We start from the raw sequence: 22,413 nt of genomic DNA, 5'->3' as shown, positions 1-22,413 counted from the left end.
CCCCCTATATATAAAATTCCATAATAAAAAGAGAACACTCCATGTGTTCTCTTTTTATCCTTATTCACACTAACGTAGCAAGATGCTCTTTCGCGTCATATTCAACCAAACTTTCAGCATTTTTAATTCGCTGAACAAAATCTGGATTAGCGATTAATGGTCTTCCGAACGCCGCTACATCAATTGTTCCTTCTTGCAGTGCTTCTTCTGCCTCTTTCGGATTCAAATTACCTACTCCTACGATAGTACTATCCCAATACTTTCTTACTAATTGATGAAAATTCTTGCCGTCAGCAATAACTTGCGTATAATTCATCGTTGAAGGGTGAATCATCGTTAATCCAACTTCTTTAAACATATTTACAAACGTTTCAATTGCAAGTTCAGGATGTTCCCACATATAAGTAGGATTATCACCTTTAAAGGCAGAGAAGCGAAGAAGCGTTTTATCAGCTCCAACTGCTTCAATTACAGCCTGAACAACTTCTTTCATAAACGTTAACCTTTGTTTTAAGTCACCGCCGTATTTATCAGTACGCTTATTCGCAAATTCATAAGTAAATTGGTCAATTAAATATCCGTGTGCACCGTGAATTTCTACACCATCAAATCCAGCTTCTATCGCATTCTTTGCGGCTTGTGCATATTGACCGATAACTTCTTTTATTTCTTCTATTGTCATTGCTTCTGGTGTATCAAATGGTTTACGAAAACGCGGAACATTCCCCTCCGCAGCAATAGCAGAAGGTGCTTGCGGCACTTGATCACCAATTATTTCGTGATGACTCATACGTCCAACATGCCATATTTGAGCAATAATCGTTCCGCCTTCTTTATGTACTGCCTCTGTAACAGGTTTCCAAGAATCGACTTGCGCTTGTGTATAAATACCTGGTACTCCTGGATTCCCTTTTGCTCTCGGGCTAATGACAATTCCTTCTGTAATAATTAATCCAATCCCATCAGCAGCACGTTTTCGGTAATATTCGACTACGTCAGCACCAACGACTCCAGTCTCATTATTTGCAAAACATCTCGTCATCGGTGCCATCGCTATGCGATTACGAAGAGACCAAGATCCAATTTGAATCGGATGAAATAACTTCGTTTCTTCAATATTTTCAAAAGACCCCCAAGCGTTTATATTTGTTCCTTCATAAATACTTGCCGCTTTATTATTTGAACTTGTCATTTTTCTTCCCCCTAAAAAAATCTAACTATAATCGCATCATACTTACTTTTAGATAGTAACGTCAATTTATACGTCTTTACCATTAAAGATTCGAATATTAAACAAATAGAATGATAAAAACAAAAATTAAAAAGGTTTCCTAAGTAGGAAACCTTTTTTAGTTGACCATATAAGGCTAACAATTCGTTTATCTCTTTTAAATAAAGAAAATAAACAATTATTATCTCCTCACATATGGAAAATCTCTTAACAATAGAAGTGGGAGTGGTTCAGTATTCTTCTAAAAATAATAACTTATATACCTAAAACAATGAAAGCCCTACCTCTCTTTCATCCTTACGGCTCCTCGTCCGTGCCAGTGTGAATCAGGATTGCAAAAATCAAGTAACTATTTTATCGAGTTATTTAATTAAACTTCGAACATTCGTAAAAGAAATTAAAAAATAAAAATGGATTAAATTGTAGTAATAACAAAAGAGGTTAATGCTCTAAAAGTGGTTTGAAAGAGTTGAATGTCTTTGAAATGATTGATTTTCTATAATTATATTCCCAAAAAATTCAAGATCTTTTTTGGGATGTAATACATTATCTACAATGAATCTTAACAAAAGCTTTTTATTTGATTTTCTGTGATACCTTCAATTAATCCCAGCTCACTAATCAAAAATTCATGTGCGTTATCTAACATTTTCTTTTCGCTTGCATTAAGTGCTTTTTCTTTCTGCATACGTAATAAATCACGTACAACTTCAGCACCTTCTTGTATTTTACCCGTTTTTATTTTATCAGTGTTCAATTTATACCTTTGTTTCCACGTAAGTAATCTATCTGATTCCCCATGCTGAAAAATATCTATTATGTTTGTTAATGCCTTTATATCTGTAACTGGTCGTATATTTGAACTCAATATTTTCCCCATAGGAATCATTACTTCCATATTACTAGCCGACATTTTTATAACATAATACTGTCTTTTTTCTCCTGAGATTTCCTTTTCTTCTATGGCTTTAATTATACCTGCTCCGTGCATTGGATAAACGATGTTATCGCCAATTTGAAACAAATAATCCACCTCCATATATGGTAACCTTCTCAATCTTAACACACATTTATTTTTTTAGCAAAATTTTTATAATATCACAAAATTATTTTCTATGTCAATTTATTTACACATAAAAATTCAAGCTGTACAGAAACACTAAAAAACCCGCGATTTTGTTACATTTCTACACCCATTTTCTCCAATTTTATATACCTTGTAAAACAAAAAAACACATCACTACATATAAGTAGCGATGTATTTTTATATAATGACAAAAACGGTTGCTTCAAAACTTCACACACGATCCTTCGCTTATATACTAACCTGTTTACTAATCGTTTCTCGCGCTAAAAGAAAACTCATAATCACTTGCGCAGCTACTCTACTCGTCATATCCCTAAAATCAAGAGTTGGATCAATTTCTACTATATCCATCCCTCGAACGAGTGGCTCTTTACCAAGGAATTCAATTGCATCAAGTAAAGTTGTACTATCCATCCCACCAGGGCCAATTGCTGGACAGCCTGGCGCAAACGCTTGGTCTAGTACGTCCATATCAAGAGAAATATAAATAGAAGTCACATCTTGTTTTCTTAATACTTCAATACTTTCTGAAATAAGATCTTTTATTTTTCGCTCTCTTACATCTTTCATTGTATACACTGTCACGCCATGCTCTTTTGCATATTCATGGTACGCTCGTGCATTTGAAAAATTACGAATCCCAATTTGAACGAGTTGTTTTCCTGTAATCACATCATTTTCTAGCAAACTACGGAACGGTGTACCATTTGATGGACCACCATCATCTAAATTACGTAAATCATGATGGGCATCAAATTGAATAATACCGACCTTCCCTTTACTATTTGCAAAACCAGTTATACTCGGAAAACTAATCGAGTGGTCACCACCAAGAACGATTGGTATCATTTTCGGATTTACTTTCGTCAAGTGACCAACTGTTTTCGCAATTCGGTTATGACTCTCTTTTATATCTGTCACATGCATCGTAATATCACCACAATCATGAAGAACACTTTCTTTCATATCGTGTTCTTCTGTAATTGCGTACGTGCTATATGCATCCAACATTGAACGAATTGTTTTTGGTGCAAAACATGCTCCTGAATGACTAATAGATGGTTTAGAAAGGGGTGCTCCAATTAAGGCAGCACCGAATATTTCTACGCCTTCCTCCCAATCTTTAATCATTTCGCTCCATTTCGTCACTTCCCGATCGATAAACTTTGCATTTTTCTTTAAATAGTGGCCGTGCTCCACGATTGTTCACCTCTTGTATATGCGATATTCCCATTCTTCCATACTGTATTTACATGACTTACGCCGTAATGGTACGGTACGTAAGCGTAATTATAAGCATCCCATAAAACTAAATCCGCCTTACGACCAACTCTAATTTTCCCAACTACATCGCCTCGATTAATGGCATAAGATGAGTTCACTGTTACCGCATTCCAAACTTCTTCTGGTGTCATTTTCAGTTTCAGCATCGCAATGCTCATAATAAGCTGAATGTTTTCAGTTGGACAGCTACCTGGGTTAAAATCTGTAGCTAAAGCAACTGCAACACCTTCATCAATCATTTTGCGGCCGCGTGCGAAGCTTTCTTTATTTAAATAGAAAGTTGTTCCTGGTAATAAAGTTGCTACTGTATTAGAATTCGCAAGCATTTCAATTCCTTTGTCAGAAGCGCCAACTAAATGGTCCGCTGATGCTGCACCAATTTCAGCCGCTGCTTCCGCACCACCAAGAGGGTCGATTTCATCTGCATGAATTTTCACATCAAAGCCAAGCTCTTTCGCTTTTAATAAAAATTCTTTTGATTCTTCTACAGAGAACACACCTGTTTCACAGAAAATATCAACGAACTCAGCTAATTGCTTCTCTTTCATTTCTGGTAATAGATCTAGCATCCATTGTAAAAATTCTTTCGATCTTCCTTTATACTCTTTCGGAACTGCATGAGCACCTAAAAATGTTGAAACTAAATCAATTGGATGCTCTTTTTGTAATTGTGCAGTTGCCTCTAATTGTTTCCATTCTGTCTCATCATCCAATCCGTAACCACTCTTCGCTTCTACAGTTGTAACTCCGAAAGATAGCATACGGTCTAAATGGAATTTAGCTTTTTGAACAAGTTCTTCTTTCGACGCTTGTTTCGTTGCATTTACAGTTGAAAGAATACCTCCACCTTGTTCTAAAATTTCCAAGTACGGAACTCCTTGTAGTTTTAGCGCGATTTCATTTTCACGAGATCCACCAAATACAAGATGAGTATGCGGATCAACAAGACCAGGAGACACCATTTTCCCGCCGCAATCAATAACCTCTTTCGCTTGTAATCCTTTAGCTTCTTCCGCTGTTCCAACAAAAGTAATTACACCATTTTCAATTCCAACCGCACCATTTTCAATAACAGGAAGCGTATTCATCGCTTCCCGTCTTAACAAGCCATCTTCTTGATCCATTGTTAGTAATTGACCGATATTTATTAGTAAAGTGTCCAGCATGTTTCTGCCTCCTTATTTCATCATTGGGATGTTAACGCCTTTTTCTTTCGCAGTTTGAACCGCTAAGTCATAGCCAGCATCAACGTGACGAACAACACCCATACCAGGGTCAGAAGTTAATACGCGTTCAATACGTTTTGCCGCTGCTTCTGTTCCATCTGCAACGATAACCATTCCAGCGTGAAGTGAATAACCCATACCAACGCCTCCACCGTGATGAACAGACACCCAGCTTGCACCGTTTACACTGTTAATTAATGCATTTAAAATTGGCCAGTCTGCTACTGCATCACTACCGTCTTTCATAGATTCTGTTTCACGGTTTGGAGATGCTACTGATCCACAATCTAAATGGTCACGGCCGATAACGATCGGTGCTGATAATTCACCATTAGCCACCATTTCATTAATAATGCGGCCAAATTTTGCACGCTCGCCATAACCAAGCCAACAAATACGTGATGGAAGACCTTGGAACTCAACTTGCTGACGTGCCATACGAATCCAATTACATAAATGCTCATTATCCGCGAACTCGCGTAAAATAACTTCGTCTGTTTTATAAATATCTTCTGGATCACCAGAAAGTGCTACCCAGCGGAATGGTCCTTTTCCTTCACAGAATAATGGACGGATAAATGCTGGAACGAATCCCGGGAAATCGAAAGCATTTTTTAATCCTTCATCGAAAGCAACTTGGCGAATGTTATTTCCGTAATCAAATGTAATCGCGCCTTTTTCTTGCATTGCAAGCATTGCTTCTACATGTTTTTTCATACTTTCTTTTGATAATTGTACGTAACGTTCTGGATCTTCTTCACGAAGCTTCGCTGCTTCTTCTACTGTGTAACCTACTGGAATATAACCGTTTAATGGATCATGGGCAGAAGTTTGATCCGTAACTAAGTCAGGGATAATATTACGGTTTACTAACTCAGGTAAAATTTCTGCTGCATTACCTAATAATCCAATTGAAATAGGCTCTTTCTTCTCTTTATATTCGTTTGCAATAGTTAACGCTTCTTCTAATGATTCTGTATACTTATCACAATATCTCTTTTCAATACGACGATCGATACTACGCTTATCTACATCAATAGCAATTACAACACCGCCGTTCATCGTTACAGCAAGCGGTTGTGCGCCACCCATGCCACCTAAACCAGCAGTAATCGTTACAGTACCTTTTAATGAACCCTCGAAATGTTGACGTGCCGCTTCACCAAATGTTTCATATGTTCCTTGTAAAATCCCTTGTGTCCCAATGTAAATCCAGCTACCCGCTGTCATTTGTCCGTACATCATAAGACCTTTTTTCTCTAATTCACGGAAGTGATCCCAGTTCGCCCACTTCGGTACTAAGTTTGAGTTCGCTAAAAGAACGCGAGGCGCATCTTCATGTGATTTAAAAATTGCAACTGGTTTTCCTGATTGAACAAGTAACGTTTCATCGTTTTCTAACGTTTTTAATGAATCAACAATTGCATGGTAGCTTTCCCAGTTACGAGCTGCACGGCCAATTCCGCCGTATACAACTAATTCTTCTGGTTTTTCAGCTACTTCAGGGTCTAAATTGTTCATTAACATTCGAAGTGCAGCTTCTTGAACCCATCCTTTCGTTTGTAACTCAGTACCTCTTGCCGCACGAATTGTTTGTTGTACTTTTTCCATTTCAATCTCTCCCTTTTCTCGTTTTATAGTGCTGCATTTACATCCAATCTTTCCTTTATTGAATAATTCGTTTTTAACCAATGCGCGATATTTTCAATATCCGTTGAGAATATACGGTCATTTGTAATAGATGGCACTTGCTGACGACCTTGATGATAGAACGTTTTTGTAACTGTACTCATGTTTTCAATTCCGCGATATTCTGCTGCTTGCATCGCACAGATCATCTCAATTGCAAGAACGCGTCTTGCATTTTGAATAATTTGATGCGCATGACGTGAAGCGATTGTTCCCATACTTACGTGATCTTCTTGGTTAGCTGAAGACGGAATTGAATCTACACTCGCTGGATGAGCTAACGTTTTATTTTCTGAAACGAGTGAAGCCGCTGCATATTGCATAATCATGGCACCTGATTGAAGTCCTGGTTCTGGACTTAAAAATGGTGGTAAGTCATTTAATTGCGGATTTACTAGGCGTTCAATACGGCGCTCTGAAATATTTGCAAGCTCCGCCATCCCTACTTTTAAGAAGTCCATTGCAAATGCAATTGGTTGTCCGTGGAAATTACCACCAGAGATTACTTTTTCACCGCCATCAAAAATAAGTGGATTATCTGTTGCTGCATTCATTTCAATTTCTAATTTTTCTTTCACATAATTTAAAACTTGCCAAGAAGCACCGTGAACTTGCGGGATACAACGAAGTGAATATGCATCTTGTACACGAAGTTCTCCTTGTTTTGTCACAAGTTTACTATCATGAAGAATATCACGAATTCTGCTTGCCACTTCGACTTGCTCTTTATAACCACGCGCTTTATGAACATTTTCATCGAATGCATCAATAATGCCGCGTAATCCTTCCATTGTCATCGATGCAATTAATTCTGATTGATAAGCACTTGCTTCAGCTTCTATATAAGAAAGAACCCCTTGCGCTGTCATTGCCTGCGTACCATTGATTAACGCAAGACCTTCTTTTGCTTCAAGTTCAATAGGTTCAAGTCCTTCTTCTGTAAGAGCAACCATCGCATGAACTCGTTTTCCTTTGTAGAACACTTCACCTTCACCTAATAAAACGAGAGCAAGATGAGATAAAGGTGCTAAATCGCCACTCGCACCAAGTGATCCTTGTTGCGGAACGACTGGATGAATTTTACGATTTACAAACTCAAGAAGCATGTTTACAACAAGTGGTCTAACACCCGATACTCCTTTTAACATCGTATTAGCTCGTAAAATCAACATACCGCGTGATACTTCTTCAGGGAATGGATCGCCTATTCCGCACGCATGTGACTGAATTAAGTTGTGCTGAAGTGCTTTTACATCATCTTTTTGAATAAGCACATCACTAAACTTTCCAAATCCAGTTGTAATACCGTAAACGACTTTTCCGTCCTCTACGATTTTCTCAACTACTTCGCGGCACTCTGCTACCTGTTGCATACTATTTGGACAAGCTGTTACACCTTCACCTTCAAGTAACAACCTCTTCATTTCTTCAACTGTCAATGTGTGTCCTGTTAGCGTAATCATTCTTTTTCCTCCTTATAAAGGCAAAAGGGGACCTTATCTTTTTAAGACAGACTCCTGTCCTAAAAAATAAGGCCCCCTTCTAACTAATAGACTATGGGCAAATCATATGTGATTAATTCCTAAACCAATCGCCTCATGCTCAGATCCTTTTACAGGTGCACCAATCGTTCCATAAAGCGCAACAGCAACCCATTCGCCTTCTTTTTTTCCGTCGTATGGTGTACCGCGCACAATCGCAAAGCGAAGTCCTACTGTACGAAGAACGTCTGCTAACTGAATTTGACCTCTCGTCACTCCGTACAAAGCTTCCATAATTGCATGATAAAGTGCATGTGTTTCTCTGTAAACATCTGTTTCAATAACTCGGTTGCTCTTAGCCGCTGTTTCCATTGCTGCTACTACTTTTTGCGAATTCATAGAACCAACTTTCCCAGTACAATATTTCCAACCTTTCGGAATAGATAATACGGGACTTTCATTCTCATCCGCAAGTGCCAACAGCATGGCCATACGACCAATTCGATGTGTTCCTTGAAGAAGCATGTGACTCTCTCATTTCTTTTGAATTATTTGAATATTACTTAATTTAAGAATATATGAAAACGGTTAAATCGTCAATAGTTTAAAATATTATTCAAGCAATTTTTTATCCCTCTCATACTTGTACTTGTGTACACAATTTATTTACAGATTTTTTTCAGACGTGCTATAGTCTCACTAACAGATACAAAGGGGCGAAATTTCAGTGGCGAAGCGAAAAGATATTCATTTTCGAATTGAAGAAAAATTACTTACAAGGTTTGAAGACGTACTCCATTACGAAGGTTTAAATAAAACAGACGTATTAACACATGCGATTCAGCAATTTTGCATAAAGGTGGAATGTGAAAAAATGAATGATGTAAAACGTCAATACAACGTTAGTGACCATTTACAAACACGTATCGATACGCATAAACATTACGAAGAAAAACAAGTGAATGTAGATGAAGTCGTCATTGAACATTTACAACTCCAAGGGGAAGAAAAAATATTAGAGGTCGGGTGTGCTAACGGAAAATTTCTTTCCCTTTTGCAAACTAATGGTCATAAAGGCCAGTTAACCGGCTTTGATCAATCGAAAACCATGATTTCTGAAGCCGCTATAACGAATAATACGATTGAATGGAAACTCGGTGATGCTAGTAAACTTCCTTTCGAAGCTAATTGTTATGACCTGATAATCGCAAGGCATATGTTATACCACATGAAAGATGTCGAAAAAACAATTCAAGGATTCCATAAAGTAATTTGTCCCGGTGGCGCCCTTTTAGCTACAACAAATTCTAAAGTTTCAATGCCTCGTATAGTTGAAATGTGTAACAGTATGCTAGACGCATTTGACTTACCGAAAACATCACCAGCTGTAGCTCCATTTTGTTTAGAAAATGGTAAAGAGATACTACAATCTATTTTTTCAACTGTTGAAGAAACAATTATTCATAATGCACTCGTTTTTCATCATGCCACTCCAATCGTTAACTATATTTCTAGCATGTTCCCGTCGCTGAATATACCTGATAATATGTCCCTTCACACCGAAATGAAGGAATGGCTAAAAGAAGAAATAGAAAATGATCTATCACTTCACAACGGTATATGGCGCGATCCGAAAACGTTAGTGATTTATCGATGTAAAAAAGAAAAGAGCTAGCATTCGCTAGCTTTTACACGTTTTCCGGTAAAAGATTCTCCATCATTATATTGCCCTTTCCACTATAAAAATTTGTATTATGTTCATTCACTACTCCAAAATAGGAGGCAATCGCTAGTCCAAATGGCACAAATGCATGTCCTTGTGCTGTAATAATATTTGCGTGCTGTACAACTTCTGTATACACAAAATTTTCTACTGGAAAACAATCTAATTTTTGATAATCTATAGTCACTGTATAAGAGATTTCTTTAAATAAACCTGCTCTTGCTAACGCATACGGTCCAGCACAAATCGCTGCCACTAATTTTCCTTGCTCAGAAAATTGACGAATAACTGAAAAAAGCGGTTTCGCCTCTTTCATATGTATTTCATCTCCGCCCGGAATGATAATCCCCTCATATTCTTCTACACGCACTTCACTTAATTCTATATGCGGCTGTACTTGTAAGCCTGTTTCACTTATAATCATTTCTTTTGTTAAACCCGCTGTAATGATTTCATATTTCTTTTTCAGCAATGCTGTTGCTACCGTTATTTCAAACTCTGCAAATGTCGGGTATACGAATAATAATATTTTTTTCATAGCCTTTTCTCCCTTAGCCACCCTATAAAATATGCCTCTAATTCGTCCACTGATAATATATTAGTGTCCACATAAGTTACGGGAAATTGTTTATACCATTCTTTTTCAACTTCTACTAATTTAAATTGTTCCTCAAATGTACTTCGATTTCTTGTCCTATCATTATTTCTCCTATCATACAAACTCTCTTTCGAAACATCTAAATAAAAAATTGCATCCGAACGGCATTCTCTTAATTTATACAATTCATCTTTTAATTCTGTTTCTATATCCCACTCTTTCCCTATCATCTTCGGATAAAAGAGTGTATAAAATTCAATATCTTCTGGTCCGCGGTCAAAAATCATGACTGATTTCACATTTTGAAACTCTTTTATTTTTGCTTCAATAAACATTTTTTGATTTGTAATAAACCCCTCTTTTGTGTAAATATCCAAATTTAATTCTTTCCGCTTTTCTACAATTGGATAAGGGTTTTCATATATAACTGAAAGCCCACATCGCTCTAAGCTTTTGGCCAATGTTGTTTTTCCACTTGCCATCGGTCCTTGGAGTGAAATTACGTATGTCATCTCTCTCATTCCCTTGTACTGTAATACATAAATAATAAACAGAATTTTGAAAACTATCAACAAGATATATATCATCTTGTTTCTTATTCTTATCTAACTTATAATAAAAAATAGAGATTATGACGGACGCATCAATAATGTAAGCTTGGAAATCCAAGCTTACATTATTTTTTGCTTTCCCTTTTCTTATAAAAAGAGTATACTAGATTAGAACGTATGTTCTTAATAATTACATACAGTAAGGAGATAGAACAATGGTATACGACACAAAAGCAATTTCTTGGAATGCATCTTTAAAACAACTTCAACGCCGCTATACAAACAAACAAGTTGACCGAAAAGAATTTGAAGATATTGAACTAATGGAATTCTTCCGCGATAACGACTACATTCCTTTACCTACACATATAAGCGGCCTATCAACAGCACGTTTTACTTCTTACTCTATTTTCACAACTGAAGATAAAGATCGTAAAGTTGGCACACTCATCATTGAATATGTAGAAAATGACAATGATATTTTATGTGTTGAACAACTATACTTCGTTTAAACTACAACGCTTGGTCAAATTGACCAAGCGTTCTTGCTTTCTATGAATCTCACTGTTTATAATATGAATAAAAGAAAACCGCAATCATTAAGGGGGGATACACTTGCTCGAAGGATGGTTCAGTTGGTTTATTGTATTATGGACTGTTATTTTATTAGGACTTATGTCTATCGGTGGATACTTTATGTTCAGAAAATTTTTAAAACGATTACCGAAAGAAGACGGTATGTCCATTTTAGATTGGGAAGAGCATTACATAAATAAAACGAGACATTTATGGGCTGACGAACAAAAACAATTGTTAGAAGAACTAGTAAGTCCCGTTCCTGAACTATTTCGTGATGTTGCCAAATCAAAAATTGCCGGTAAAATTGGGGAACTTGCAATAAAGGAAAACGCTCCAAAAATTACACAAGATTTAATCATACAAGGATATATCGTTGCCACACCGAAGCGCGATCATAAATTTTTAATTAAGAAACTACAAGAAAAAGAGATTGATTATTCTAACTATAAAACTTTACTTGCAAAGTAAGCCCATTATTCCTTATAAAAAAGATTGCTATTTTATAGCAATCTTTTTTATAAGCTCAACTTACAGTTACTGATTTTGTAGCAATTAATCTCGCTTTCGCTAAATCTATCTGTAACCCTACAGCACTCGTATAAATCGTATCACCAGTACCTGTAATATTTACAGAGGTATATGTTGTATTCGCAGCAATTGATCCTGTTGCATTTATATTTGCAATATTAGATTCGGCTCAAGACACTTAAGCTAAGCGAAATTTCGTCATTAACAATTACTCCACTTTCATGTTGTATCAGTACCATCAAGTGGAGTAATTGTTAATGAAGGAACGTCTCCTATACGATCCAACCTAATCTAACTTAGCCACCAATTACCGATGATAAAACTTCAAACCAAATAGTATTCCTTATATCGGTCCATTCGTAACGTCAAACTTAAATTGCTTCTTCGATGGTCGACAATTTATACATCACAACTAGAATTGAGGAAGTTACCTTTCAGTGATTAACAAAAAACAACGTCTAATCAGACGTTGTTTCTTTATACATATAACACTCTTTACGTTAACTTCATATCTTTTTCATTATAAAAACCATCTTCTTTTTCCATTTCCTTCTGTAATTTCGTAAAGGAACGGTACATTGCAATTCTCCATGAAACGATCATTGCAAACGCAAGTAAGAAGAACATGCCACTAAGTTGTCCTAAATCAAGAGACTGGCTTAAGTATGTTTTAAATACAATCCGCACGACAAGTAATCCAATTAGTATAAAAACAAATGCTTTTGAACGCTTCAAATAAATCTCTTGTCCTCTAATTTCAAATTTAGATGTTTTAATAAGAAAAATAGAGAAAAACAAACCGACGCCAATTGCTTCTAACATTTCTGCTGGAGTTAATCGAAATTCAGGAAAAACAAACATCAACGCTCCCGTGCTCATAAAAAATGGGGGAAGTATAATTTTTTTCAATGTTGCAGGTTTCTTAGCTGCTTTTAAACGAATAAACATCGCACCGACAGCCATACAAACAGCAACGATACTTGATAACAGAACTATGTTCATATTTTCTCATCCTTTTTTGTGGCTATATGCAAAATATAATTTTATTATATGCTTTTCCGTTAGTATTTCCAACATTTTCACAGAATAATACTAAAAACCGGTAAAACCACCAAATAAACTTGAGAAATATACGATAATTTTCGTCATCCAGTTAAAATATAGGAAGATACCCATGACAATCATAACGTATCCTCCAATCTTCATGAATTTCATACTATTTCTTTTAATCCAAGACATTTTCGTAATAAAGAATGAAAGTACGAAAAACGGGATAGCAAATCCAAGTATGTAAGCAATCATATAAATCATTGCCGATTCTGGATTTGTTGCAGCTAATCCAATTACAGACACTAATATAGGCCCAGTACAAGGTGTCCATCCAGCAGCAAATGCCAATCCAATTAAAACTGAACCAAAATAACCACTCGGACGATTTTTAAACGTAAATTTACGGTCTTGCATTAAAAACTTCGGTTTAAACACACCGACAATAATAAGACCGAACACGATGATAAATATACCACCTAACTGTCTAATTAAATCTTTATAATTTGTAAAGATGCCTCCAATAAAACTTGTACCAAATCCAATTGCAATAAAAATAATTGAAAAACCAAGTAAGAAAAACGCTGTATGTATCATACTTCTTTTGCGAAGCATTGCATTTTCTTCTTTCAATTCAGAAACCGACATACCTGTTATGTATGATAAAAATGCCGGATAAAGCGGTAAGCAACATGGGGATATAAACGATAAGAACCCAGCTCCAAACGCTAAAAAAATACTAATATCTTGCATTATTCCACTCCTCTCCTCTTCAATATTGTAGCAAAAACAATTGAAAATACTATGGACATTTCATGAATTCACTTTTCCAACATGACAATAAGAAAAACTACCCTTTCACACACTTTCTAATAAAACGTTTTCATTCCCTTCTATTATATAGAAAAATCTCAATTGAATTATGAAACTCTTTCTAATTGTTACTAACATAACAAAGGTTCCACAGTTTCTCAAATGATTAGCACATTACAATTGACTTCACACCTATTGGCCTTAAAATTTTTTTTCAAATGCTGTCTTTATACAACATAAAGCTGATTTTACAATACTTTAATTATTATTAATTTCAAGATTATGCATAAATATCATACTTTTATTATTATTCTATAAAATTTTGCACTTTTCTTTCATTTGACCCTTCATTTTTAATTTTGTATACTTCCATCTAGTTATATATGTCCGTTACGGAACAAGTTCATATAGATGGGAGGAATTTTTCATGCTTCGTTATTCTCTTTTAGTTTTATTAGGAGCGTGTAGTTATGGGGTTTTAGCTATTTTTGTTAAACTTGCATATGCAGAAGGGTTTTCACTTGGAGAGGTAATTGGTAGCCAGTATTTGTTCGGTTGGATTATTTTACTTGCTATTACACTTCTATTTTCTAGACATCGTGTTCCACTAAAACAAATGTTAATTTTATTCGTCGCAGGAACGTCTGCAAGTTTTACTGGAATTTTTTATTACGCTTCTTTAAAAACTGTACCAGCTTCTATTGCAATTATACTTTTATTCCAGTTCGTTTGGGTTGGGATTATCATTGAAGCAGTCGCAACAAAAACATTACCTTCCAGAGAAAAAGTTATTTCAGTAATCTTCTTACTTGCAGGTACATTTTTATCAAGTGGGTTATTAGAAACATCAGCTGGTGATTTCGATACGACTGGAATCATTTTAGGTTTATTATCTGCTGTTACATTTGCAACATACATTTTCGTAAGTGGGAAAGTTGCCGTTGAAGTACCTTCATTAACACGCGGTGTCCTTTTAATGGCTGGCGCTTTAACTTTAGTCATGATCGTATTCCCGCCAACATTTATTTTTAACGGGGCGATCTCTCAAGGCCTTTGGAAATACGGCTTAGGATTAGGAATATTTAGTATCGTTATTCCGTCCATTGCCTTTACAATTGGCATTCCAAAAATCGGTTCTGGCTTAGCAACTATTCTTGGTGCAGCAGAACTGCCAGTTACAACAATTATGTCTGTATTCGTTTTAAAAGAAGCTGTACTATCGTCACAATGGATCGGTGTATCACTTATTTTAATCGGTATCGCAATTCCGCAAATTGCATACGCAATGCGTGGACGTTATAAAAAACAGCATACTCATAAAAAAGTTGCAGCATAAAACGAGAGAGGATTTTCATTTGAGAATCCTCTCTTTTATTATTGTATAATTAATACAAATACTTCACTTAAGAAAGAGGGCATAATAAGTGGCATCTATTCCTGATCAATTAACAGAAAAACTTATTTCCATTCGTCGGTATTTACATGAAAATCCAGAACTATCATACGAAGAATTTGAAACGACAAAAGCGATAAAAAATTGGTTAGACGAGGCCAATATCACTATTATTGATTCCAATTTAGAAACAGGAGTTATCGCTGAAATTTCTGGTAATAAAAAAGGACCGGTTGTAGCGCTTCGTGCTGATATCGATGCCCTTCCTATTCAGGAAGAAACAGACCTTCCATACACTTCAAAAATACAAGGTAAAATGCATGCTTGTGGGCATGATTTTCATACAGCTGCTGTATTGGGTGCGGCTTACTTATTAAAAGAAAAAGAAGCTTCTCTTAATGGAACTGTCCGCCTTATATTCCAGCCAGCTGAAGAAAGTAGTAATGGTGCTTGCAAAGTTATTGAAGCTGGGCATTTACGTGGCGTGCAAGCTATTTTCGGTATGCATAATAAACCTGATTTACCAGTAGGTACAATCGGTATTAAAGATGGGCCACTAATGGCCGGAGTTGATCGATTTGAAATTGAAATCCATGGTGTTGGTACACATGCAGCTGTGCCTGATGCCGGCATCGATCCTATCGTTGCATCATCTCAAATCGTTATGGCACTTCAAACGATTGTAAGCCGAAATATTAGTTCTTCTCATAACACTGTCGTAAGTGTAACAAACATTCATTCAGGGAATACGTGGAACGTTATTCCCGAAAAAGCAATATTAGAAGGAACTGTCCGTACATTCCAAGCTGAAACACGTGAAAAGATTCCGGCATTAATGAAACGTATCATTAAAGGCGTTTCTGATGCACTAGGTGTAAAAACAGAATTTCGATTTTACCCAGGTCCTCCTGCTGTTCAAAACGATAAAGTACTCACTGATTTTTCTATTCATATTGCAGAGAAAATGAATCTAAACGTTATCTCTCCTACACCATCAATGGCAGGAGAAGACTTTTCTTTTTACCAACAAGAAATACCAGGCTCATTCGTCTTTATGGGAACAAGTGGTACACATGAATGGCATCATCCAGCTTTTACAGTAGATGAAAAAGCATTGCCTATTAGCGCAGAGTATTTCGCACTATTAGCCGAAGAAGCTATTCATCAATTATTACAAACAAAAAGCCGTTAAGTTACCCTTAACGGCTTTTGCTTATGCTGTTAAATCTCGTTTTATAAATACAGTATAGGAAACCCCTAAAAATACAGCTAAGTATAGAAGAAGCATACAAGAAGCAAATGGGAATGTTACTCCATCAATAAAGCTTCCACCCTTTAAAAGCCCATATAAATCTGTATTCGCTGGTAATAAATATTTCGCCCATTCATATCTTGCTGCCGGAATTAGCGCTATTCCCCCTGATAATGCAAGAAATAAAGAAATCCCGATTGCACCTCCGCTCGATCTCGTTAAAACGGAAATCATAAAGGCAAATGCAGCATACACAAGAGTTGGTAACCAAGATAAAATATAATATTTACTTGCTTCTACGAAAATATTTTGTTTTATTATATTTCCATTTTGAACGACAAATTCAGCCCAAGCTGGTTGTTGGAATTTATAAATAATCAACCCGCATAATACGGAAAAAATCATATTAAATATAAATAATAATGCCGCAAATATAACGATTGCCAAAAACTTAGATGTTAAAATTTTAAATCGGCTCGCTGGACGAATTGTTAAAAATTTATATGTTCCCCAGCTATATTCATTCGCAAAAATCGTACTCGCATATACGAGAATAAACGGAAGTAAAATTGGAAATACGATAAAACCTGTATCTCTCATAAATGAAAGCGGAGAACTACTTGCTGGCGCTGTATTCGTATCTAAATGCTTCATTTTAAGCTGGTATTCCTTTACAAGCTCGTCTCCTGACTTTTCTGTTAAAATATCCTCTTTTTTCATGCCGAGCTTTTTCTCAATTTCTACAGTGCGTTCTGTATAATCCGCTTTCCACCCTTTTGTTTCTGGCTCTAAATATTTTACCGTAACCCATCCTAATCCAATAATTAATACCGCAATAACTGCAAAAGGAATAATCGTTCGCTTTCGCTTAAATATTTTATACAGCTCGTTATAAACTAAATTAAACAATATCTTTTCCTCCTGTTAATTCTAAAAACTGCTCTTCTAGCGTTTTTCTTTCTTCATATACACGATAAACTTGAATGTTTTTCTCCATCAATGTACGAAGAATATTTGGAACTTCTTCATCTTTCACGTTTATAATTAATTCGTTTTCTTTTACTAAAACATCGTATTCTAAAACCTCTGCCGCTTTATTCGCATCATCTACACGTATATGTATTTCTTCTGTTTCTTCCTTTTTATCACTTTGAATATTTTGTGTTGCGACATATTCTCCATGCTGAATAATAATAACCCTGTCACACATTAATTCAACTTCTGAGAGTAAGTGACTAGAAACAAGAACAGCTTTTCCTTGTTCATGCGCAATTTTCTTTATGTACATCCGCATTTCATGTATACCACTAGGATCTAATCCGTTCGTCGGTTCGTCTAGTATTAATACATCTGGATTATGTATAAGTGCCTGAGCAATTCCTAAACGCTGTCTCATACCGAGTGAATATGCTTTTACTTTACGGTCAATTACTTGTCCCATTCCTAACAATTGCACTACTTCATCGATACGCTCTTCAGTCACATTCCCATTCATTCGTCCGAAATATGTTAAATTTTCATAGCCGCTTAAGAAAGGATAAAATTCTGGTGTCTCAATTACAGCACCAATTTTCGCAGCAGTTTTTTCAAATTGCTGTTTTACAGATTGACCATCAATCCATACTTCCCCTTCTGTCATACGGATCATTCCGACCATCATTCGCATTAATGTCGTTTTTCCAGCACCATTTGGTCCTAATAAGCCAACTACTTCACCTTTTTTCACTTCAAAACTAATATTTTCTACTAACGTCTTTGAACCAATTCGCTTTGTTAATCGATCAACTTTTACGATCGCTTGCTCATTTATCATTCCATACAACCTTTCTTCTTAACTCTTTTTTTCAGTTCTTCCCACTGTATCATGATTAATAACATGTGTAAAATGAAGAAAAAGCCATGATTTCTCATGCCTTTCTCCTCGTTTCATATGACTTTTCACCCTTTAACCTTTGTGTAAACCTACAACATTGCCACATTGATATTATAATGACGGTTATCATAACAACTGCTGTTATCACTACCGCATACATCGTAATCGGTGCATTGGTTATCCCTTGGATTCCTACTGCTTTCATAAAAATAATAATAAATAATTTCAAAAATAACATACCATGAATTAATCCGAAAACAAAAGCTCCTCCGTAAGTTAATAATTGCTCCTGACATAATAAACATAACATTTCTTTTCCTGTCATATGCATCACTTCATTCGATGTAAACTCCTCTTTTCTTATCTGTAAAAGAGAAGCTGTCATTTTATATGTAATGAAAATACACACAAAAACTATAAATAGAAACATAGCATAAAACCACTTTACAAACATAGGTGTATATTCCGCTTTACTTATTACAGCTTCATTAAATCGGAATGATATCATAAAAAAACAAAGCATTGTATTCATAGCAATCCACATAAATTGTTTTAACCTTTGGGCAGCAAATGTTTGTATATTTTTTCTCGCTAACCGAAATAAAGACATAATTTCCCCCTACCTTGCTTCATAACATACGCATTCTATACTACTAGTGTATAAAAATATGACATTTTAAACATCGCACTTCAATCGGAATCTTTACTAAGCCTTTAGTCCTAGAACACAAAATGGTAATTAAAGGATATTTATAATATGATTGTAAAAAAAGAAAGGAGCATTATATGCGTATAAAATTGCTATTTACCTTATCCTTACTACTTCTCACTAGTTGTAGCCCACTAAAAAACAATGAAGGTGCCACTGTTAAACCTTATAAATTAACAAAAGAGCAATCTGATATTTTACAAATGACTCCTATAGGTGAAGGAAATAGAATGTTTTATGATGTTACAATCAAAAACAATAAAGATGAACTAAACGCTGTGATTGAATATTATCAAAATGGTACAAAAATGAAAGAGATTGCTAACATAGCCTCATCACATTTTTTAGAAAAGAAAATAAGGCTTTCTTTCATAGCACCACATTTCCAATTTGATAAAGATGTACTAGAAAAAGGTCAATGGTATATTAATATCGAAGGTGGTTCAACACTTGTTTCGGAAGAGGCTCCTCCAAACGTAAATAGTTCTGTAACTACTACAATTCAATCTACTAAAAACGTAAAATACAATCAAAAAACAATTTTAGCTGCTGTAATAAAAACAAGTAAAGATACTGTAATCGTCCCTACAATTGATGAAGAACCAAGCATTGAGTTACTCTTAAAAGAAAACGAACACGTTTATCTATTTAGTATCGAGCTAAAAAAAGAACAATAAAGTGGAAAGGCAACTCAAATGCATTTCCGCTTTATTGTTTAATAAGGTGTACTTTTATATATATAAATTAAATCGCTTTTTCGTCACGATTACTACTCGTCCTTCTCATCTCCTATTTCTATTCGTTTTTTCTCTCTTGCAATTTTCAAAAACTCTAACAACTCTGGATTGTTATTCATTTTTTTATAAGCCACTGACATTTCTGCAACAAAATTAGAATCACATAACTCTTTATATACAACTTCTGTTTTATACAATTTATTTGCGGATACAGGTATTACCGTAATTCCAATACCTGCCGCTACAAGCCCCATAACAGTTTGATACTCCGTTGCTTCTTGTACAATGTGCGGACTAAAACCTACATCACGGCAAAGCGATAAAATTGTATCATATAACGCTGGCCATACTGGTCTCGTAATAAATACGAACGGTTCATCCCTTAAATCTTCGATATGTATTTCGTCCTTTTCAGCAAGAGGATGTGCCTTCGGTAAACATAACGTACATGAAAGTTTTTGAATTGGTTCTAACTCAAGTAATTGCGTTGGAATTGGCGGACGTAAAAATCCAATATCAATTCGATTATCATGAAGTGCATGCACCTGATCCGGTGTGGACAATTCATGTAATGCTACAGACACTCTCGGAAATTTCTTTCTATACTCTCTGACGATTGACGGTAAAATATCATATATCGCCGCACCTACAAAACCAATTGAAAGTGATCCAACTTCTCCCCTTTGAGCACTTTGTGCAACTTCTACTGCTTTTTCAATTTGTTCAAACGCTTTTTTTACTTCTTTTAAAAACATTTCTCCTGCTTCTGTTAATTCAACCTTTCTCTTCGTTCTTGAAAATAACATAACTCCCATTTCTTTTTCTAATTGCTGAATTTGTTGACTAAGCGGTGGTTGTGTCATTTGTAAACGAGCAGCTGCTCGTCCAAAGTGTAATTCCTCTGCCACTACAACAAAATACTGCAAATGCCGTAATTCCATTTTGGACACCCTTTTCACTTTCGATTAATACATCTAATATATTAATAACATATAATTTATATATTAGACAAATATTTCGAATGAACGTATAGTAGAAATTGTTAATTCTTTTTACAATTTTTATGTAAAAAACAAAGAGGTGGTTACTGTATGAAATGGTGGAAGTTAAGCGGACAAATTTTATTATTATTTTGTTTCGCTTGGACAGGTGAATGGATTGCAAAACAGGCACACCTCCCAGTTCCAGGAAGTATAATCGGTATTTTTTTATTGTTAATCTCATTAAAATTTAATATAGTGAAAAAAGAATGGATACAAGACGGTGCAGACTTTTTATTAAAAGAACTTATTTTATTTTTCATCCCTTCTGCAGTCGCTGTCATTCGTTACAAAGATACATTATCACAGTATGGAATCGATCTCATTTTAATTATCGTGATTAGTACACTTTGTGTCACTCTCGTAACAGGACTTTTAACAGAATTGCTATTAAAGCGGAAAGGATCAACACAATGATCGGCTTTCTTTGTTTACTATTAACACTATTCACATATTGGGTATCTAAAAAAATGTATCAACGCTGGGATTGGAGTTTGCTTTCTCCCCTTCTTGTATGCCCAATCATTTTAATCGCTTTATTACTTGGATTAGATACACCATACGAAATCTACGAATCTGGTAGTCATTGGCTAACAGAATTATTAAAACCTGCAACAGTTGCTTTCGCATGGCCAATCTATAAACATTTTGATCTATTAAAAAAACACGGCACTGCTATTTTAATTAATGTCATTGTCGGTTCTTTTCTATCTGTTATTACTTCCGCACTACTAGCTAATTTTTTTCAAATTGACTCTACAATAGAACAAAGTTTAGCACCGCACATTGTAACAACACCTATTGCAATGGCTATTTCAGAAATGATTGGCGGCATGTCACAATTAACAGCAGTTTTCGTTGTATTAACTGCCTTAACTGGAGCTTTATTCGGTCCTACACTCATACGCATATGCCGTATTAAAACAGCGCTCGCAAAAGGTATAATGCTAGGTACTAGCGCGAATGGGACTGGAACATCAAAAGCATTTGAAATCGGTCCTGTAGAAGGTACAATTGCAAGTTTATCAATGCTTTTAACAGCTGGAGCTAGTTTAGTTATCGTTCCACTTTTCTTATCTTGGATACACTAAAAAAGCAAGTATTTACACACTTGCTTTTTTATTTATATATCGGTATATTAGCTCGTAATCCTCCGGAAAAGCTAATGCTAATTTTCCAACTTCATGTATCCCTTTCCAATCAATCTCATGTATTAACTCATCCGGATCTTGGATTTTCATATTACCGCCTATTTTTTTAACAAAGTAATAATGAACATACACCGGAATCCCGTATGTAATACCTTCTTTTTCGTATATTTTATTTACAACCTCCACATTGTAGCCTGTTTCCTCCCAAACTTCCCTGATACAACATTCTTCTAGTGTTTCTCCCTTTTCAAGTCCTCCACTTGGGACAGACCACCTTTTTTCTTCCCCTTCTTTTCCTTGCAATACCATTAAAATTTCATTTCTTTCATTCATACAAATAGCTGCCGTACCTATCCATCTCTCCATATACATCCCTCCCCTACTAAAATTCGTCTTCTTTTTTATTTCCCCTTTGAAAAAA

Annotated in this window: 24 protein-coding genes; 8 read left to right on the top strand and 16 right to left on the bottom strand. The window is 35.5% G+C overall.

Going from position 1 to position 22,413, the window contains the following annotated elements:
• Window positions 1–64 precede the first annotated feature (64 nt).
• The 7 genes from ABH955_RS00400 to hutP all read right to left on the bottom strand — a co-directional run bounded on the left by ABH955_RS00400 (window position 65) and on the right by hutP (window position 8,523).
• Complete coding sequence (locus tag ABH955_RS00400) at window positions 65–1,192, bottom strand: alkene reductase (protein ID WP_404456549.1); 1,128 nt, start codon at window positions 1,190–1,192, stop codon at window positions 65–67.
• A gap of 601 nt (window positions 1,193–1,793) precedes the next feature.
• Window positions 1,794–2,255: a CarD family transcriptional regulator gene (locus ABH955_RS00395; protein WP_170935206.1), complete on the bottom strand. Its 462-nt coding sequence runs from the start codon at window positions 2,253–2,255 to the stop codon at window positions 1,794–1,796.
• A gap of 291 nt (window positions 2,256–2,546) precedes the next feature.
• Entirely contained in the window at window positions 2,547–3,518 is a 972-nt protein-coding gene (gene hutG, locus ABH955_RS00390; protein WP_404443953.1) for a formimidoylglutamase, read from the bottom strand.
• Window positions 3,497–4,768 (bottom strand): imidazolonepropionase, encoded by a 1,272-nt coding sequence (gene hutI / locus ABH955_RS00385; protein WP_404456547.1) that lies wholly within the window; start codon window positions 4,766–4,768, stop codon window positions 3,497–3,499. Before hutI ends, hutG begins: the two co-directional genes overlap by 22 nt.
• Before the next feature lie 12 nt (window positions 4,769–4,780).
• A complete protein-coding gene (hutU, locus tag ABH955_RS00380) occupies window positions 4,781–6,439 on the bottom strand; it encodes a urocanate hydratase (RefSeq protein WP_404443950.1) in 1,659 nt (552 codons plus the stop codon).
• Window positions 6,440–6,462: 23 nt separating this feature from the next.
• A complete protein-coding gene (hutH, locus tag ABH955_RS00375) occupies window positions 6,463–7,980 on the bottom strand; it encodes a histidine ammonia-lyase (protein WP_063219752.1) in 1,518 nt (505 codons plus the stop codon).
• A gap of 102 nt (window positions 7,981–8,082) precedes the next feature.
• Window positions 8,083–8,523, bottom strand: coding sequence for a histidine utilization transcription antiterminator HutP (hutP, locus tag ABH955_RS00370; protein WP_000926519.1), 441 nt, complete (start codon window positions 8,521–8,523; stop codon window positions 8,083–8,085).
• Window positions 8,524–8,725: 202 nt separating this feature from the next.
• Between hutP and ABH955_RS00365 the strand changes: the two genes are divergently transcribed.
• On the top strand, window positions 8,726–9,673 hold the full coding sequence (locus ABH955_RS00365) for a class I SAM-dependent methyltransferase (protein ID WP_404443945.1): 948 nt from the start codon (window positions 8,726–8,728) through the stop codon (window positions 9,671–9,673).
• A gap of 13 nt (window positions 9,674–9,686) precedes the next feature.
• Here ABH955_RS00365 and ABH955_RS00360 read toward each other — a convergent pair whose 3' ends face one another.
• The gene (locus tag ABH955_RS00360; RefSeq protein ID WP_002137752.1) at window positions 9,687–10,259 is read right to left on the bottom strand and encodes a DJ-1/PfpI family protein; all 573 of its coding nucleotides are present in this window, start codon (window positions 10,257–10,259) and stop codon (window positions 9,687–9,689) included.
• Window positions 10,256–10,831, bottom strand: coding sequence for an AAA family ATPase (locus ABH955_RS00355; RefSeq protein WP_002137753.1), 576 nt, complete (start codon window positions 10,829–10,831; stop codon window positions 10,256–10,258). Before ABH955_RS00355 ends, ABH955_RS00360 begins: the two co-directional genes overlap by 4 nt.
• 254 nt (window positions 10,832–11,085) lie before the next feature.
• Here ABH955_RS00355 and ABH955_RS00350 point away from each other — a divergent pair, with 254 nt between their 5' ends.
• The gene (locus ABH955_RS00350; protein WP_002014228.1) at window positions 11,086–11,382 is read left to right on the top strand and encodes a hypothetical protein; all 297 of its coding nucleotides are present in this window, start codon (window positions 11,086–11,088) and stop codon (window positions 11,380–11,382) included.
• 103 nt (window positions 11,383–11,485) lie between these two features.
• Window positions 11,486–11,917: a DUF2621 domain-containing protein gene (locus tag ABH955_RS00345; protein WP_002165260.1), complete on the top strand. Its 432-nt coding sequence runs from the start codon at window positions 11,486–11,488 to the stop codon at window positions 11,915–11,917.
• Between the two features lie 555 nt (window positions 11,918–12,472).
• Here the strand turns inward: ABH955_RS00345 and ABH955_RS00340 are convergent.
• Entirely contained in the window at window positions 12,473–12,979 is a 507-nt protein-coding gene (locus ABH955_RS00340) for a CcdC family protein (RefSeq protein ID WP_002014224.1), read from the bottom strand.
• Between the two features lie 90 nt (window positions 12,980–13,069).
• Entirely contained in the window at window positions 13,070–13,777 is a 708-nt protein-coding gene (ccdA, locus tag ABH955_RS00335) for a cytochrome c-type biogenesis protein CcdA (RefSeq protein WP_001152684.1), read from the bottom strand.
• Between the two features lie 487 nt (window positions 13,778–14,264).
• Here ccdA and ABH955_RS00330 point away from each other — a divergent pair, with 487 nt between their 5' ends.
• Window positions 14,265–15,173, top strand: a complete 909-nt coding sequence (locus ABH955_RS00330; RefSeq protein ID WP_002033502.1) for an EamA family transporter — start codon at window positions 14,265–14,267, stop codon at window positions 15,171–15,173.
• Window positions 15,174–15,261: 88 nt separating this feature from the next.
• On the top strand, window positions 15,262–16,422 hold the full coding sequence (locus tag ABH955_RS00325) for a M20 peptidase aminoacylase family protein (protein ID WP_404456541.1): 1,161 nt from the start codon (window positions 15,262–15,264) through the stop codon (window positions 16,420–16,422).
• A gap of 21 nt (window positions 16,423–16,443) precedes the next feature.
• Here ABH955_RS00325 and ABH955_RS00320 read toward each other — a convergent pair whose 3' ends face one another.
• The 3 genes from ABH955_RS00320 to ABH955_RS00310 all read right to left on the bottom strand — a co-directional run bounded on the left by ABH955_RS00320 (window position 16,444) and on the right by ABH955_RS00310 (window position 18,965).
• The gene (locus ABH955_RS00320) at window positions 16,444–17,391 is read right to left on the bottom strand and encodes an ABC transporter permease (protein WP_002128553.1); all 948 of its coding nucleotides are present in this window, start codon (window positions 17,389–17,391) and stop codon (window positions 16,444–16,446) included.
• Window positions 17,384–18,295 carry an ABC transporter ATP-binding protein gene (locus ABH955_RS00315; RefSeq protein ID WP_002014392.1) on the bottom strand — a complete coding sequence of 304 codons (912 nt, stop codon included), beginning with the start codon at window positions 18,293–18,295 and terminating at the stop codon, window positions 17,384–17,386. Before ABH955_RS00315 ends, ABH955_RS00320 begins: the two co-directional genes overlap by 8 nt.
• 94 nt (window positions 18,296–18,389) lie before the next feature.
• A complete protein-coding gene (locus tag ABH955_RS00310) occupies window positions 18,390–18,965 on the bottom strand; it encodes an FtsX-like permease family protein (RefSeq protein WP_404443934.1) in 576 nt (191 codons plus the stop codon).
• Window positions 18,966–19,141: 176 nt separating this feature from the next.
• Between ABH955_RS00310 and ABH955_RS00305 the strand changes: the two genes are divergently transcribed.
• Entirely contained in the window at window positions 19,142–19,741 is a 600-nt protein-coding gene (locus ABH955_RS00305) for a histidine kinase (protein ID WP_404443932.1), read from the top strand.
• A 92-nt stretch (window positions 19,742–19,833) separates the two neighbouring features.
• Here ABH955_RS00305 and alsR read toward each other — a convergent pair whose 3' ends face one another.
• Entirely contained in the window at window positions 19,834–20,742 is a 909-nt protein-coding gene (gene alsR, locus ABH955_RS00300) for an acetoin biosynthesis transcriptional regulator AlsR (protein ID WP_002066566.1), read from the bottom strand.
• A gap of 150 nt (window positions 20,743–20,892) precedes the next feature.
• Here alsR and ABH955_RS00295 point away from each other — a divergent pair, with 150 nt between their 5' ends.
• A complete protein-coding gene (locus tag ABH955_RS00295; protein WP_000872360.1) occupies window positions 20,893–21,258 on the top strand; it encodes a CidA/LrgA family holin-like protein in 366 nt (121 codons plus the stop codon).
• Entirely contained in the window at window positions 21,255–21,932 is a 678-nt protein-coding gene (locus tag ABH955_RS00290; protein WP_404456538.1) for an LrgB family protein, read from the top strand. The genes ABH955_RS00295 and ABH955_RS00290 overlap by 4 nt, the downstream gene beginning before the upstream one ends.
• Window positions 21,933–21,944: 12 nt before the next feature.
• On the opposite strand, the gene ABH955_RS00285 is transcribed toward ABH955_RS00290, so the two are convergent.
• A complete protein-coding gene (locus ABH955_RS00285) occupies window positions 21,945–22,358 on the bottom strand; it encodes an NUDIX hydrolase (RefSeq protein ID WP_242248016.1) in 414 nt (137 codons plus the stop codon).
• Between the last annotated feature and the right edge of the window lie 55 nt (window positions 22,359–22,413).

Origin of the sequence: Bacillus sp. RC240 (assembly GCF_044907945.1) — a bacterium.
Classification (GTDB): domain Bacteria; phylum Bacillota; class Bacilli; order Bacillales; family Bacillaceae_G; genus Bacillus_A; species Bacillus_A mycoides.
The sequence above is the reverse complement of the archived record's forward strand: the minus strand, read 5'-3'. Positions and strand labels throughout refer to the sequence as shown.

What these genes read in the sequence shown, in the direction of transcription:
- ABH955_RS00400 (WP_404456549.1), bottom strand. Translation starts at nt 1,192, where the DNA reads ATGACAAGTTCAAATAATAAAGCGGCAAGTATTTATGAAGGAACAAAT.
- hutI (WP_404456547.1), bottom strand. Translation starts at nt 4,768, where the DNA reads ATGCTGGACACTTTACTAATAAATATCGGTCAATTACTAACAATGGAT.
- hutU (WP_404443950.1), bottom strand. Translation starts at nt 6,439, where the DNA reads ATGGAAAAAGTACAACAAACAATTCGTGCGGCAAGAGGTACTGAGTTA.
- hutH (WP_063219752.1), bottom strand. Translation starts at nt 7,980, where the DNA reads ATGATTACGCTAACAGGACACACATTGACAGTTGAAGAAATGAAGAGG.
- hutP (WP_000926519.1), bottom strand. Translation starts at nt 8,523, where the DNA reads ATGCTTCTTCAAGGAACACATCGAATTGGTCGTATGGCCATGCTGTTG.
- ABH955_RS00360 (WP_002137752.1), bottom strand. Translation starts at nt 10,259, where the DNA reads ATGAAAAAAATATTATTATTCGTATACCCGACATTTGCAGAGTTTGAA.
- ABH955_RS00355 (WP_002137753.1), bottom strand. Translation starts at nt 10,831, where the DNA reads ATGACATACGTAATTTCACTCCAAGGACCGATGGCAAGTGGAAAAACA.
- ABH955_RS00350 (WP_002014228.1), top strand. Translation starts at nt 11,086, where the DNA reads ATGGTATACGACACAAAAGCAATTTCTTGGAATGCATCTTTAAAACAA.
- ABH955_RS00340 (WP_002014224.1), bottom strand. Translation starts at nt 12,979, where the DNA reads ATGAACATAGTTCTGTTATCAAGTATCGTTGCTGTTTGTATGGCTGTC.
- ccdA (WP_001152684.1), bottom strand. Translation starts at nt 13,777, where the DNA reads ATGCAAGATATTAGTATTTTTTTAGCGTTTGGAGCTGGGTTCTTATCG.
- ABH955_RS00330 (WP_002033502.1), top strand. Translation starts at nt 14,265, where the DNA reads ATGCTTCGTTATTCTCTTTTAGTTTTATTAGGAGCGTGTAGTTATGGG.
- ABH955_RS00315 (WP_002014392.1), bottom strand. Translation starts at nt 18,295, where the DNA reads ATGATAAATGAGCAAGCGATCGTAAAAGTTGATCGATTAACAAAGCGA.
- ABH955_RS00310 (WP_404443934.1), bottom strand. Translation starts at nt 18,965, where the DNA reads ATGTCTTTATTTCGGTTAGCGAGAAAAAATATACAAACATTTGCTGCC.
- ABH955_RS00305 (WP_404443932.1), top strand. Translation starts at nt 19,142, where the DNA reads ATGCGTATAAAATTGCTATTTACCTTATCCTTACTACTTCTCACTAGT.
- alsR (WP_002066566.1), bottom strand. Translation starts at nt 20,742, where the DNA reads ATGGAATTACGGCATTTGCAGTATTTTGTTGTAGTGGCAGAGGAATTA.
- ABH955_RS00295 (WP_000872360.1), top strand. Translation starts at nt 20,893, where the DNA reads ATGAAATGGTGGAAGTTAAGCGGACAAATTTTATTATTATTTTGTTTC.
- ABH955_RS00290 (WP_404456538.1), top strand. Translation starts at nt 21,255, where the DNA reads ATGATCGGCTTTCTTTGTTTACTATTAACACTATTCACATATTGGGTA.
- ABH955_RS00285 (WP_242248016.1), bottom strand. Translation starts at nt 22,358, where the DNA reads ATGGAGAGATGGATAGGTACGGCAGCTATTTGTATGAATGAAAGAAAT.